Raw genomic sequence first — 14,834 nt, forward strand, 5'->3', positions numbered from 1 at the left:
AAATATTTTAAATGTGATTATTCGTTTAGAATATATAATATATATATCTTATACTAGTGTAATTCCATTGAGCTTTAGCTCAGATGAACGATGACAAGCAACTAAATGTTCGCTTTCAACTGAACTATAAATATTCAATTTAGGGTATTCTTTTTTACATATATTTATAGCATAGGGGCATCTTGGATGAAAATAGCATCCTTCCGGAGGATTTGCAGGATCTGGAACTTCTCCTTCTAAAGGTTTTAGTTGATCGGCTCTTATATTTGGATCAGGTTTGGGTACGGCTTCTAGTAATTTTTCTGTATATGGATGCTTAGGTTGTTGAAAAAGTGTTTCAGTATCCGCTATTTCAACAATTTTTCCTAAATACATAACTGCAACTCTATCACTTATGTGTTGAACAACACTTAGGTCATGAGAAATAAATAGATAAGTAAGATTTAATTGTTCTTGAAGATCCATTAAGAGATTTAAAATTTGAGATCTAATGGAAACATCTAAAGCTGCAACTGGTTCATCACAAACAACAAGTTTTGGTTTCAATGCCAATGCTCTTGCAATGACTATTCTTTGCCTTTGACCGCCACTAAAGGCATGAGGATACCTAATCAAATATTCCCTTCTTAAACCGACCATATCCATTAATTCTTCAACTATTGATTCAAGTTCTTTTCCTTTAGCAATTTTATTAACAAATAAAGGTTCTCCAATTATATCTTTAACTTTCATTCGAGGATTTAAAGATGTAAACGGATTTTGAAAGATCATTTGAATATTTTTTCTTAGATTTTTTAACTGGTTTTTCGGTAATTTTGCAATGTTGACAAATTCATCATTAAGATTCATGAAAATATCTCCTTCATCGGGATTTAGAGCACGCAAAATAGTTTTGGCTATTGTTGTTTTTCCACATCCTGATTCTCCAACTAATCCTAATGTCTCGCCTTCATTTATATAAAAACTAACATCATCAACAGCTTTTACATAACCGGAAATTTTTCCGAATACACCCCTTTTAATTGGAAAATATTTTTTTAAATTAGTAACTTCTAAAATTTTTTTATCTTTCATCGTTGGTACCTCCATAAAGGAAACATTTTACTTTATGATTTTCACTAATTTCAACAACTTTAGGTTGTTGCACATCACATAGCCCTTCCATGAATTTATTACATCTAGTATGAAATCTACAACCTTTAGGTAAATTGTACGGATCAGGAACAACTCCGGAAATCGTTTCTAATCTAGTCTTTCTAACTCCATATTTAGGAATAGAATCTAAAAGAGCTTTAGTATATGGGTGAAGTGGATTTTTGAACATTTCAAATACATCGGCTTCTTCGACAATATGTCCTAGATACATGACCGCAATTTTATCTGCCATCTGAGAAATAACAGCCAGATCATGAGTGATAAAAATGATGGAGCTATGAAATTCTTTTTGAAGTTCTTTTATTAGATACAAAATTTGTGCCTGTATTGTAACATCTAAAGCAGTTGTTGGTTCGTCGGCTATAAGTATCTTAGGATTACATAATAAAGCCATGGCAATCATACTTCGTTGTAGCATTCCTCCTGATAGCTCAAAAGGATAAGCATCTATTATTTTTTTTGGATCAGGAATCTTCACTTTCTCTAACATCTCTAAGGCTTTTTCTTTGGCTAATTTTTCTGATATATTTTTATGCAAGGTAATTGCTTCTACCATATGTTCTCCGATAGTGTAAACGGGAGAAAATGAAGCAGCCGGTTCTTGAAAAATCATAGAAATTTCGTTACCTCGTATTTGTCTTATTTCTTCACCTTTCGAATTTAATTCTAAAATGTTTATTATTTTCTTGCCATTGTAAAATAAGACTTTTCCGTTACATTTAGCATTTCTTGGTAGAATTTGAAGTATAGATAAAGCAGTCACACTTTTACCACATCCGGACTCTCCAATAAGACCTAATATTTCATTACTTTTTAATGTAAAATTTATATTATCTAATACTTTAATTGATCCTTCAGTTAATTCAAATGATGTTTCAAGATTTATTACTTCTAAAACATTCTCCATATTAATCCTCCTAAAACTAATTTAGATCTTGTATGGGTCTGCAGCATCTCTTAATCCATCACCAACGAAATTAAAGCAAAGAACGGTAATTATTACAAACATTGCCGGTAGCATTAGCCAAGGTTGTAAAGCTACGGTTCTAACATTTTGTGCTTCTTGCAATAAGACGCCCCAGCTTATTGCTGGTGATTGTAATCCTAATCCTAAAAAACTCAAACCAGTTTCTCCAAGAATCATCCCTGGAATAGAAAGGGTTATTGAAACTATCATATGACTGGTAAGAGAAGGTAACATATGTCTAAAAATAACTCTAGTTTGACGTGCTCCTGCCAATTGAGCAGCCACTACGAAATCTTCATTTTTAAGAATAATAAATTTACTTCTAATAACTCTTGCTAAATCTGTCCATCCAACTAAAGAGAGAATAACGGTTATTGCAAAATATCTTTGAAGTTGAGTCATATATCTCGGGAGAGCTGCCGCAAGTGCCATCCATAAAGGAATTGTAGGAATACTTTTAATAATCTCAATTATTCTTTGAATAACAAAATCGACTGACCCTCCATAATATCCTGAAATTCCTCCGAGTACCGTTCCTATCAATAAACTTATCAATACTCCAACTAAACCTATGGTAGTTGAAATTCTTGTCCCAAAGATTATTCTAGATAAGACATCTCTTCCCATTCGATCAGTTCCAAATGGGAAAAAAACTCCATCTTCTACTCCAACAAAATGAATGTTTGATTCCCATATTCCCCACAATTTATAGGGATCACCTTCTATAAAAAATTTTAAAGGATATATTTTTGATTCATCAGTAGTATAAATTCTTTGAAGAGTTTTAGGATCTCTAGTCATTTTATAACCATAAACATAAGGTTGAACAAGTTTTCCTTCTCTTATTATACGGATTCTTTGTGGAGGAGCATATACATATGCAGAATTCAGTTTGTTAGGATTATACGGAGCAAAAAATTCACAAAAAATTCCTAAAGCATATAAAATTATTAGAATTATCATTCCTATAATTGCTAATTTGTTTTTCTTAAAACGCCACCATATAAGTTTTGCTTCTGAAGCATAATAAATTTTTTCTGCTTTCTCGTCCATTCTTTTATTTAATGAATTATTTTGCATATACAAATTCACCTCGTTATTCAAGTCTAGCTCTTGGGTCAGCCCACGCAAGTAATATATCCGAGACTACTGTCCCAATTACAGTAAATATGCTTAAAATTAGAACCAAACTACCTGCTAAATACATGTCTTGAGCTTTTAGAGAATCTAAAAGAAGGGTTCCAACTGTTGGGAGATTTAGTACAATTCCTGTAACAACAACACCGGATATGATTCCGGGAATTGTCCACCCTGCAGTACTTAAAAAAGGTATCATAGCGACTCTTAAAGGATACTTCCAATAAACCTTCTTTTCGGGAACCCCTCTTGCTTTTGCAGCTGTGACATAAGGTTTATCTATTTCATCAAGTAGATTTCCTCTTAATACTCTGATAAGTCCGGCCATACTATCAGTTCCAGCAACTATGATTGGGATCCACAAATGTTGAAGAAGATTCAAAAATTTTCTTAAACTCCAAGAAGATAAAGCATATTCTGGAGAAAACAATCCGCCTAAGCTTACATTAAAAGCAGAAAACGCTATCCACATCAACACTAAAGCTAGAAGAAAGTTAGGTATAGATACTCCTAAATATCCTACAACAGTAAAAGCATAATCGCCAATTGAATATTGATGTGTTCCAGAATAGACTCCTAATAAAAATCCGAAAGTCCAAGCGAAAACTGTTGAAAGAGTAGATATAAGTACTGTCCACCACAATCGAGCTCCTAATAGATCACTAACAGGTTTTTGATAAAGCATTGAATACCCTAAGTCACCTTTTAGAAGGTTTCCTAACCACATAAAAAATCTAATAACAACAGGCTTGTCTAAACCATATCGAGCTCTTAAAAGTTCTAAAGTTGCTTGATCAATTGTTTCACCACTTTGTTTTAAAGACATTTCATAAGAAGTTATAAAATCGCCTGGGGGTAATTCAATTATTACGAAAGATATAAGACAGATGATAAACAATAAAGGTATAGCAAAAAAAGCAATCTTTTTGTAATGTATTTAATCAAAAGTACCATCTCCAGATTCGGTATTTCATAATAAGAAAATAACTTTCTCTCAATTGGTAAAAAAATTAAATTTATTTTTATAATAATCAAATATAAATATATCAATTTTTACATTAGAAATCAAACTTTAGTTTTTCTAATCAACTAAGTTTAAACTTAAATAAGGAATTTATTTTTATTTATTGGCATTTTTCTAGCATTTTGAAAAGATAGTCTTTTTATACATTTATTATTTAGTGGATTTAATAAACCATTATTGCTTTATAGTTTTCGATTGAATTTTGATAGCGATGCCCCCCATTGGGGGCATCCATTATATAGTAAAAAATTACATTTTTCCCCACACTTTGATGTAATTTTCACCTTTTCTTAAACTCATAATAGGGCCTATTGGATTTTTTTCGTTTTTTTGTTTGTCAAAAAAATCTGTATCTAATATTAGATTTTTTCCATCCGGACTATCAAATTCAGCATCAACGATACGAACTCTCTCTAAGGTTGATGTTGAATGTATTCTTCCAAATAAATTTTCGAAAATATCTGGTAATTTACAAGAAAGGTAAACTTCTTCTCCTTTGTCGATAATCGAGAGCTTTGGATCAAAATCTTTTTCTACCAAGTTGCATTTTTCTCTTTCAAAAGGTAGTGCTCCATTAAAGTATGCATTGTTATCAATATAAACTGGTTGTTCTACGGATGCAAATATTTCTAAATCACCATTTTTTTCATTGACTTTTTCAATGTATTCTTCTAAAGAAGATGTGTAATTATTATAATGAGAAGTTCCGGTATCTTCTAATCCTTTCCTTCCTGCAAATATATTGTTATAGAATCTATCATCTCCTCCATACACACATGCGTAGCCAGCAACTTTTGTGCTATGAGGTAAATGATACGGGGTAAAACGATTCAGCACTTTTCTGTGTTGCATCTTACCGCCTATTAGATTATTAATATAAGCACCACCTTGTGCCATGTTGTCTATTGAGTATTCGGAAGCTAAGATATTATGATCAATAACGTATGGACCGTGACTAACTTCTACAAATAAATCACGATTATTTTGATAAAATAAGTTTTTGCTAACTCTTGTACCTTGTGCTTGCCAATCTAACCACAATCCCAAAGAACAGTTATGAATACGATTATGATAAATTTGTACATCTATTGCAGCATGTAATTTAATTCCTGCGATTTCATGTCCATAAAATTCACGTTTTATACCCACGTTATATATATGATTATTGTAAATTTGACTAAAAACACATCCCAAATGACCTACAATAGCATTTTGACCACAATCATATATTGTATTATTTCGAATAACGTGAGAACCAATGCTTTCTTTACTCCATCCTTTATGTTCGGCTGAAAAAACTGACTCTAACTGATATTGGTAGCCAGGTTTATCTTTTCGAATAGAACGATAAAGATGTCCAGTGGAAGCTTCTTTACCTATACTTATAGCACTGCACTTTGCATCATGAATAATATTGTATTCAATGATCCAACCTTTACTCCAATTAGCACCAATCAATCCTGGTTGATCAGCTGTTGGGGGTGCCCAAGGAGTAGCTGCGTGCGCCATTTCAAAGCCTTTTACAGTGATGTAATCAATACCTGTATCAGTTGGATAGAAACAAGATCTACGTACATTGATTTCAACTAATTCTTCATTTGGATTAGCTCCATGAAAATTTGCATAAATAAGGGTATTTTCGTTATCAACTTCAGCAAACCAAACATATTTTGTCTGTTCTGGATTCAAAACAGGAACCTTTTTTTGTGTCCAATGGTCTATTACTTCTGTTTTTACAGTCGGATTAATTAACTCTTCATAGCTACCAACCTCATAAAAAGACATTCCATTTAAGTATACATCTCCTAAATGTTTAGTTTCTTCGACTGTAACTAGCCAATCTCCAAATATCTCTTCATTGTAAGGATTAAAATCGCCAAAAAAAGAGTTAGGTAGTTTACATTTCCAAATATTACCTTCAACATGTTGCCAGCTTTGAATATGTTCAGATCCTTTGATTACTACTTTTTCACCATCAGCTGCTTGATATATGATTCTTCTTTTATTGCTTAATCCTTTATTTTTAGGTTTGACCCATTCACGATATATTCCTTCATGGACGATTACAATATCGCCAGGCATTGCAATAGATGCCGCTTTGTTTATTGTTAAAAAAGGACTTTGTAGTGTTCCTATATTTTGATCTGAACCAGTTTTAGCTACGTGATATTCCATTTTTTAATGTCTCCTTTTTATAGATTATTTAACTAAAAGTAATTCTGTAGTCTTAAAGATTATTTTTGTTAAAAAATTTATTAACACTGGAAATTCATGTTTTAAAAACAATTAAACAATCTTATTTGATTCTTCTCACTCACTCATACAACCAACAACGAACCATTCTATTCTCAGCTTGTAATTCTGGAGGCATATTATCCTTACACTTATCCATAACGTACGGACATCTACCTGCAAACTTACAACCTTTTCTCATATACTCTTCAGTCTCTAGTTCTTTTATACTTATTCTTTCAGTCCATTTCTTATTTGGATCAGCTTCCGGAATTGACTCTTTCAACATCTGTGTGTATGGATGTTTAGGATTCATCAACACTTGTTCTACATCACCCATTTCTATGATATTACCTCTAAACATTATTCCTATCCTATCGCTTACATAATACGCTGTTGCTAAATCATGCGTTATATACAACACGCTCACATGTCTGTTATCTCTTAACTCTTTAAACAAATTCACTATTGACATCCTTAACGATGCATCTACCATCGAAACAGGTTCATCAGCTATTAACAACGATGGCCTTGTTATCAAAGCTCTTGCTATTGATATCCTCTGTAATTGTCCTCCTGAAAATTCGTTTGGATATCTTCCCTTTACTTCACTTATATCTAATCCCACTGCTTCTAGCGCTTCTTCTACCATCTTATCTTTCTTACTCATACCGTAATGTTTCTGTGTATCGTACAAATAACTGTCTACTTTCCTTAACGGATTGAATGTTTCAAACGGATTTTGAAATATTGATTGTACCTCTTTCATGAACCCTTTCTTTTCTTTCCATTTCTTTAAATTTGCTACATCTTTCCCTTTGTAATATACATTACCTTCACTTGGTTCTAGAAACCCTAACAACATCTTTGAAACTGTTGATTTACCGCAACCACTTTCTCCTGCTAATGTGAAAATTTCATTCTTTTTAACGTGAAAGTTCACATCATCTACCGCTACCAATTTACTCCTTGCAAACCCACCACCTACTACAAAGATTTTCTGTAACTTTTCTGTCCTTATGAGTTCTTCTGTTGAGTTAGTCATTTTGTATCCGCTCCTTTGAATTCAAAAAACAAGACACCTTGTGTGATGGTTTTGTTTCTACTAATGCTGGTCTTTCATTCTTACATATGTCCATTACATACGGACACCTTGGATGAAACGGACATCCTTGCGGTAAATTTGCTAGTGAGGGTGGTGAACCTGGTGCACTCACCTTGTAACTTTTGTCTCCCATCTTTGGAAGTGATCCTATCAAAAACTTTGTGTATGGATGTAGTGGGTTTTCAAATAATTCTTCTGTATCTGCTTCTTCTACAAACACACCTGCATACATTATCAACATCCTATCTGCTATGTTTGCATGTACTGCCATATCGTGAGTTACTAATATTATTGTATTTTTCTGTAAGCTTTGTATATCCTTGAGAAGTTGTATTACTGCCCTTTGAGCTACTACATCTAACGCTGTTGTTGGTTCGTCTGCTAATATTATTCTCGGATTTAATATTGTTGCTAACGCTATTGTTACCCTTTGTCTCATACCCCCAGATAATTGGTGAGGATACGATTTTAACACCCTCATTGGTAGGCCTAACGCATTCAAGTGTTTTCTTAAAGGTTCTTCAAAATCTTTTTGATCATCCTTTATCTTTTTATGTGCTGTTACAAAATCTTTGAACGATTCTTTAACTCGAATTATTGGATTTAATGCACTCATCGATCCTTGAGGTATATAGGAGATATATTCCCACCTTAACTTTCTGTATTCTTCTTGGCTCAGTTTCGTTATATCAACATATTTGCCATTGACTAGATAGTATATCGTTCCACCTACTATCCTCAGTGGTGGTTCTGCCAATCCACATACTGTTTTTAGAAAAGTGCTTTTTCCACATCCGCTTTCTCCTGCAACCCCATATATTTTGTCCTCTTCTATGTCTATACTCACATCGTTTACAGCTTTAACTTCTTTCTTTTCTGTTGGTGTTTCAAATATATAGTATGATTTTAAATTTTCTGTTTTTAGTATATTCAACAATTTCACTCCTTTGCCTTACCAATTCTTTGTATTCTAGTTCGTGGATCAAGATATTCACTCAAACTTGTAGAAAGTAAATATAACGCTACAAACAGGAATACAGAGATAATTACCGGAGTTAGTATCCACCACCAGTATCCTAGTAGTATTGATTGATAGTTAACCGCCCAATGTATCATGGTACCTATTGTTGGTATTTCTGTGTTTGATAGTCCTAGTATGGCTAGGGTTACTTCCATACCCGTTGCCCATATCATGTTGTTAATTAACGTTGCAAATATTATCGGGATTATGAATGGAAAGTATTCTTTTACTACTAGATTGAATGTCTTTGTCCCTGATAGTATAGCTGTGTATGTGAATTCCCTTTCTCTTAGACTGAGTATTTGTGACCTTATTACCCTCGCATCCCATGCCCATCCAAATAGACTCAATATGATTCCTAACGTTACCATGTTTAAATTTTCTCTAATAACAGATGCTATTAATATAAGTATTGGTAACAGAGGCATAACTACAAAACTGTCATTAATCGACATTAATACAGTATCTACAGTCCCTCCTTTGTATCCAGAAACTAGTCCAACTATTATTGCAATAACCCTTGATATACCCGATGCTATTAACGCTATTGTCAACGAGTTTCTTATCGCAAAGGTAGACTGCCAAAATAAGTCTTGACCTTGGGATGTTGTTCCAAATATATGTGGCCAGCTAGGTGGTCTATCTCTAGGTACAACATTCCATCTTAATGGATCGTATGGTGAGAAGAACGAAAGTATCGACATGAATGCAAGTACACATATTACTATAAACGCAAATTTGAATCTTCCATCTTTCATAAGTTCTTTGAAAGCTTCCAACATTATCACCTCATCTATATCTTATTCTAGGATCAAATAGTGGATATATGAGATCAACTAACAACGTAGCACCAGCAATACCTATAACTGAGAGTGAAGTGACTCCCATTATTAGGTTGTAGTCTCCTGAGTTGATTGCTCCATATAGTAGTGTTCCTAATCCTGGATATGAGAATACTATCTCTGTTATAAGTGCCCCTCCAAATATTTGTCCAAGCGATAAGGCTAGACCAGTTATTTGAGGCAATAACCCATTTTTGATTACATATTTAAAGGCTATTGTTGATTCTTTTAATCCTCCAGCTTTTGCATACATAACGTAATCTTCAGCAACTATATTTGAGACTATGAGTTTCATTGTCATGAAATTTGCAGCTATACCTAAAATGACTAGTGACATAGCTGGTAAGAATGAATGAATTAAAAGATCAGATATAAATGCCCAGTTGAATCCTATACGTCTTCCCACAGAGTATCCTCCTGCTGAAGGAAATATTGGGATTAGATATGCAAATAGTATTAAAAGTAGTAACGAAAATATGTAATATGGGATAGGTCTTAAAACCATAGATATGTTGTCTAATGTTTTAGCCCATGCTTTGTTTTTGAAGTATCCTGCAAGTCCTCCAAGTATGTTACCTATAATCCAAGATATGATAGTTGTTGTTATTAGTAATCCTGCAGTCCAAGGTAGAGAAATCATTATTAAATCCATTACAGGTGTAGGAAATTGGAATAGTGAAGGACCAAAATCACCTTTTATTAGTCTTCCCCAAAACGCAAAGTATTGTTGGAACATACCTCCTTCTAGTCCATATAGTTCTGTGAGGGATTGTCGTAATGCATCTACTGCCGCAGGGTCCATGAAGGCGCCTTGAGACGTTATTTGACTTATTACTTGCTGTACAGGATCTACAGGAGTGAGTCTAGGTACAAAGAATACTATGGTTATACCTACAAATACAACTACTAAGAATTGTACTATTCTAGGAAGTAAGTATCGTTTGATGAATAGCAAGTATTACACCTCCGTTTTGATAATAAGCCCCCCGAAGGGGGCCGTTGAGATTAATTACTTATTATTTCCTTCCTGTTGGTTCTAAGTATGGGAGCATGTATTTCAAGTTTGGCCAATGATGATAAGGTTGAGTATAAGGATTTTCGGCGCCAGGATAATTGGTCCAGTAGTATTCATCCCATCCAACAACACCAGGGTATCCAAATGTTGGTATTGTAGGCATTTCTTCAATTAGTAACTTTAAGCCTTCCATACCAAGCTCGAGATTTCTAGGATCATTCCAATCAATTTTTTCCATATTCTCAACTATTTTATCTAACTTTGGATTGGTCCATCTTGAAGTAGGACCATTTTGTACAGCGTATTCACCAATAGGTTTATAAACCCTTGAATGGAAAGGACTTAAAACTCTGTCCAAATCCGGATGACCTCCCCAAGGTTCAGGTGCTGGCCAATTAGTTGATACCTCATAGTTTCCAAAGAAAGTTATATCTTGTATTGATTCACTTGTAACTACATTAACATCAATGCCGAAGTTTCTCCATTGCTGTGCAGCAGCCAAACCATTTCTATTTGAAGGATGAGAAGGAGATGGATGATTAATTATAGTAATCTTCCAAGGAGTACCATCTGGTAGTAACCATTTACCGTTTTTATCTCTCTTGAACCCATTTCTGATTAATAATTGTTCAGCTACGTCTGGTGCATATTTCCACCACCCAGGTCCAAACATTTCTTTAAGTTCATTGATATCATTTGGTACAGTGTATCCTCTTTCTCTTGCGTATTGAGCAGCCCTAAGTGTTGCAGAAGGATCGTATGGTTTAAAAGGTTGTCCGTTAACTTCTATATCTAACGTGAAGTTTTTTAACCATTCTTCCATGGGCTCATAATAAACTTTTAAATAATAAGGAGTTGGAGGTAAGTGTAGCACTCCCATTGGGGCAGCTCCATCAAAAGCTATCCCTATGTAATCAACTATATCTATTGCCAAAGTTAAAGCCCACCTGACATCTTTTATGTTATAGGGATAAACTTCATTATTTAAAGTCAGTCCTGTAATACAAGGATCAACATTAACTATCCATGGATATTCTATTCTGTATGCCCTTGTATATGGGTTCCTTTGTGTAAGTGCTCTAAAAGCTTCAATTGTTAGATCTGTCATATCTAAATTGTGATTTGCTTGAGCGATTACTTTATTTGAAGTTTCTCCATAATAATAGAAAAGGACATATTTAGGTTTTGGCTCTCCATACAACATTCCTGTTGGTGTTCTTTCCCAATCTTCTCTCTTTTCATACAACGTCCAATAACCGGCTTGATCATAATCTTTTAGTACATATGGACCGCTGCTAATTGGAGGATTGAAATCAAAGGTAATAGGATCATCGACCTTTTCAAAAACATGTTTTGGGAAAGGTCTCCATCCTCCCCATCTATCAATGAAATTCGCATGAAACCGTGCGTTGGGTTCCTTTAATTCAAAGACAACAGTGTAATTATCTGTTTTGTAGACTTTTTTTACATTCAAATTGAACGTATCATGGCTACCCATAGCTGTATATTTCATAGCTGTTTCAATTCCATATACAATGTCATCAGCGGTAATTTCTACTCCATCACTCCAATAGCAACCCTTTCTTAATTTTATTGTCATTTGTGTAAAATCTTTGTTATATATTGGCTCTTCTGATGCTAAAGCGTTTATTACTTCTCCTGTAGTAGGGTCAACTATCCATAAAGGTTCTAAAATTAATTGTTGAATGCCTCTATCAGGATTACGCCACGCAGACGTAAAAACGTTAAAATTACCCGGAGACCCGGCTCTTCCTGATAATACATCGACAATCAATGTCTCTTCTCTTGGAATTCCAGCAACTTGGGAAAGTCCTGTTATAAAGAGTAATAAAGCCAATACAATTATACATGCACTTTTTTTCATTTTTTCACACCTCCTGCTTTGTTTTCTTACTTCTTTCCTTACTTTTAAAAAACATACAACTTTAATACTCAACTTCTAATACTTTTTCACCTTTCACATTTAAAACTACTGATAAGACTTCTTTTCCTGTTAGAATTTTGCTTCTTTCATCTGGTTGTTGACCACCTACATATATCTTGAATTCTCCTGGTTCTAATACACACCTCCCCTCTTCATTTATTAGCGATAACTGCCTAGGAGTTATTGTAAATTCTATACTTTTACTTTCTTGTGGTTCAAGATATATCCGTTTAAATCCTTTGAGTTCATATTTGGGTACTTTTACACTACTTTTTATATCTTTTATGTAAAGTTGTACTACTTCTTCTCCTGCTATGTTGCTTATATTTTTTACAGTTATTTTTACTTCAACTTCTTTTAATTCTTCTATATCTACAACTTGTGGATCTAATTTTAAGCCACTGTATTCAAAGTTTGAATAGCTTAATCCGTAACCAAATGGATAGAGTGGTTCTTCTTGCATGTATCTGTACGTTCTTCCTTTCATTGAGTAATCGGTAAATGGGGGTAATTGATCTACTGATTTTACAAAGGTTATCGGTAATCTTCCAGCTGGATTGTATTTTCCAAAGATTACATCAGCTAACGCTGTGCCTCCTTCTTCTCCTGGATACCAGCATTCTACTATTGCTGGTATGTTTTCTTGTGCCCAGTTTATTGTTATAGGGCTTCCGTTGAATAACGCTAAGATAATTGGTTTTCCTGTTTTGTGTATCTCTTTTAGTAATTGTTCTTGCATTCCTGGTAAGTCAAGGTTTGGTCTGTCTCCTTTGTAATCAGTGTTTAAATATGCTGCTCCTTCTTCTCCTTCTATCCTTGGAGATATTCCCAAACACATTATTACTACATCTGATCTTTCTGCATATGATACGGCTTCTGAAAATCCGTGAGTTGCTGGAGTTCCCCAGTAATTGTCTCTTGTTGATACAAGGTCACATCCTTGTGAATAGTATACTTTTACATCTTCTCCTACAGCATTTCTTATTCCTTCTAAAGCAGTTACGTATTTTGAAGGAGTACCATTGTAATTTCCTAACAACACGTCTATATTGTCTGCATTTGGTCCTATAACAGCTATTGTTTTTATCTTGTCTTTGTCCAAAGGAAGAAGGTTATCTTCATTTTTTAATAACACTATCGTTTTATGTGCCATTTCTAAGGCTAATTCTCTATGTTCTTCACAATCATTCTTTTCAAAAGGAATTGATGCGTATTTCACTTCTTCATCCGGGTCAAACATGCCTAGCTTAAATCTTGTTTTGAGTAGCCTTCTTACCGCTGTATTTATTTCTTCTTCTGTTATTAATCCTTTTTCTACAGCTTTTTTTAAACTTTCATACGTTCTTCCACAGTTTAGATCACATCCTCGTTTTACTGCGATTGCTGCTGCTTCTTCTGCTGTTTCAACAAATTTATGATACTCATATATGTCTTGTATTGCACCACAATCTGATACTACATGTCCTTCAAACTTCCATTCTTTTCTTAATATATCTTCTAAAAGCATTTTACTGGCACATGCCGGTTCACCATTAACACTGTTGTATGCACCCATTACTGCTTCTACTTTGCCTTCTTTTACCGCATCTTTGAATGCAGGTAGATAGGTTTCCCTTAAATCTTTCAGGCTTACTTTTGCGTTGAATTGATGTCTCAACATTTCCGGTCCACTATGAACAGCATAATGTTTGGCACATGCTGCAGTTTTTAAATATTTAGGATCGTCACCTTGCATACCTTTTATAAACGCTGCACCAAGTCTGCCAGTTAAATGTGGGTCTTCTCCATACGTTTCTTGGCCTCGTCCCCACCTGGGATCTCTGAATATGTTTATGTTAGGACTCCAGAACGTTAAACCTTTAAAAATAGTTCTATCGTTCTTTCTAATAAACTCATGATACTTTGCTCTTGCTTCATCTGATATAACTGAGGCTACTTGAAACACCATTTCTTGATCAAAAGATGCCCCTATCCCTATGGCTTGTGGAAAAACAGTTGCAATTCCCGCCCTTCCTATCCCATGTAAAGCTTCATTCCACCAGTTGTATGCCGGAACGTCTAATCTTTCAATAGCCTTAGAGCTATAAATCATTTGTGATATTTTCTCTTCCAGAGTCATTTTATTCAATAAGTCTTCTACTCTTTCATCGATAGGTTTGTTGTAATCTTTGTACATTTTTAACCTCCGTTCTTATTTTTAGTACATTTTCTTAAGACATTAAGTTAGAGGAAGACGAAAAAAACAAAAATTTGGAACAAATTAAAAATTACTGAGAAAAAGTTTTTAGCTATAAATTTATGTACTAATATTGTTAAAGCCCATCCCCCTGAAAGACTACCAAATATTTAAGATACGAAGTAATAATATTAAGAAATAAAATTAAAAAATTT

General features: G+C 34.0%; 10 protein-coding genes and 1 pseudogene. All 11 read right to left on the minus strand.

Annotated elements, in window-relative coordinates; translation table 11 throughout:
* Positions 1-48: 48 nt before the first annotated feature.
* The 11 genes and pseudogenes from DTL3_RS06615 to DTL3_RS06665 all read right to left on the minus strand — a co-directional run bounded on the left by DTL3_RS06615 (position 49) and on the right by DTL3_RS06665 (position 14,619).
* Positions 49-1,074 (minus strand): ABC transporter ATP-binding protein, encoded by a 1,026-nt coding sequence (locus tag DTL3_RS06615; RefSeq protein ID WP_045088035.1) that lies wholly within the window; start codon positions 1,072-1,074, stop codon positions 49-51.
* Positions 1,064-2,062 carry an ABC transporter ATP-binding protein gene (locus DTL3_RS06620; RefSeq protein WP_045088036.1) on the minus strand — a complete coding sequence of 333 codons (999 nt, stop codon included), beginning with the start codon at positions 2,060-2,062 and terminating at the stop codon, positions 1,064-1,066. The genes DTL3_RS06615 and DTL3_RS06620 overlap by 11 nt, the downstream gene beginning before the upstream one ends.
* Positions 2,063-2,083: 21 nt before the next feature.
* Positions 2,084-3,202, minus strand: coding sequence for an ABC transporter permease (locus tag DTL3_RS06625; protein ID WP_197539513.1), 1,119 nt, complete (start codon positions 3,200-3,202; stop codon positions 2,084-2,086).
* 16 nt (positions 3,203-3,218) lie between these two features.
* Positions 3,219-4,204, minus strand: a pseudogene (locus DTL3_RS06630) (ABC transporter permease).
* A 328-nt stretch (positions 4,205-4,532) separates the two neighbouring features.
* On the minus strand, positions 4,533-6,458 hold the full coding sequence (locus DTL3_RS06635) for a right-handed parallel beta-helix repeat-containing protein (RefSeq protein WP_045088037.1): 1,926 nt from the start codon (positions 6,456-6,458) through the stop codon (positions 4,533-4,535).
* A 139-nt stretch (positions 6,459-6,597) separates the two neighbouring features.
* The gene (locus DTL3_RS06640; protein ID WP_045088038.1) at positions 6,598-7,560 is read right to left on the minus strand and encodes an ABC transporter ATP-binding protein; all 963 of its coding nucleotides are present in this window, start codon (positions 7,558-7,560) and stop codon (positions 6,598-6,600) included.
* On the minus strand, positions 7,553-8,554 hold the full coding sequence (locus DTL3_RS06645; protein ID WP_045088039.1) for an ABC transporter ATP-binding protein: 1,002 nt from the start codon (positions 8,552-8,554) through the stop codon (positions 7,553-7,555). Before DTL3_RS06645 ends, DTL3_RS06640 begins: the two co-directional genes overlap by 8 nt.
* Before the next feature lie 5 nt (positions 8,555-8,559).
* Complete coding sequence (locus tag DTL3_RS06650) at positions 8,560-9,423, minus strand: ABC transporter permease (RefSeq protein WP_045088040.1); 864 nt, start codon at positions 9,421-9,423, stop codon at positions 8,560-8,562.
* A 7-nt stretch (positions 9,424-9,430) separates the two neighbouring features.
* Entirely contained in the window at positions 9,431-10,438 is a 1,008-nt protein-coding gene (locus tag DTL3_RS06655; RefSeq protein WP_045088041.1) for an ABC transporter permease, read from the minus strand.
* Positions 10,439-10,499: 61 nt separating this feature from the next.
* Positions 10,500-12,383 carry an ABC transporter substrate-binding protein gene (locus DTL3_RS06660; RefSeq protein WP_045088042.1) on the minus strand — a complete coding sequence of 628 codons (1,884 nt, stop codon included), beginning with the start codon at positions 12,381-12,383 and terminating at the stop codon, positions 10,500-10,502.
* Between the two features lie 61 nt (positions 12,384-12,444).
* Complete coding sequence (locus DTL3_RS06665) at positions 12,445-14,619, minus strand: glycoside hydrolase family 3 C-terminal domain-containing protein (protein ID WP_045088043.1); 2,175 nt, start codon at positions 14,617-14,619, stop codon at positions 12,445-12,447.
* Positions 14,620-14,834 lie beyond the last annotated feature (215 nt).

This window comes from Defluviitoga tunisiensis (assembly GCF_000953715.1).
Lineage (GTDB): Bacteria > Thermotogota > Thermotogae > Petrotogales > Petrotogaceae > Defluviitoga > Defluviitoga tunisiensis.

Bases quoted from the DNA above. Each gene is read 5' to 3' on its own strand.
- DTL3_RS06635 (WP_045088037.1), bottom strand. From the start codon at position 6,458: ATGGAATATCACGTAGCTAAAACTGGTTCAGATCAAAATATAGGAACA.
- DTL3_RS06665 (WP_045088043.1), bottom strand. From the start codon at position 14,619: ATGTACAAAGATTACAACAAACCTATCGATGAAAGAGTAGAAGACTTA.
- DTL3_RS06620 (WP_045088036.1), bottom strand. From the start codon at position 2,062: ATGGAGAATGTTTTAGAAGTAATAAATCTTGAAACATCATTTGAATTA.
- DTL3_RS06615 (WP_045088035.1), bottom strand. From the start codon at position 1,074: ATGAAAGATAAAAAAATTTTAGAAGTTACTAATTTAAAAAAATATTTT.
- DTL3_RS06660 (WP_045088042.1), bottom strand. From the start codon at position 12,383: ATGAAAAAAAGTGCATGTATAATTGTATTGGCTTTATTACTCTTTATA.
- DTL3_RS06640 (WP_045088038.1), bottom strand. From the start codon at position 7,560: ATGACTAACTCAACAGAAGAACTCATAAGGACAGAAAAGTTACAGAAA.
- DTL3_RS06650 (WP_045088040.1), bottom strand. From the start codon at position 9,423: ATGTTGGAAGCTTTCAAAGAACTTATGAAAGATGGAAGATTCAAATTT.
- DTL3_RS06625 (WP_197539513.1), bottom strand. From the start codon at position 3,202: ATGCAAAATAATTCATTAAATAAAAGAATGGACGAGAAAGCAGAAAAA.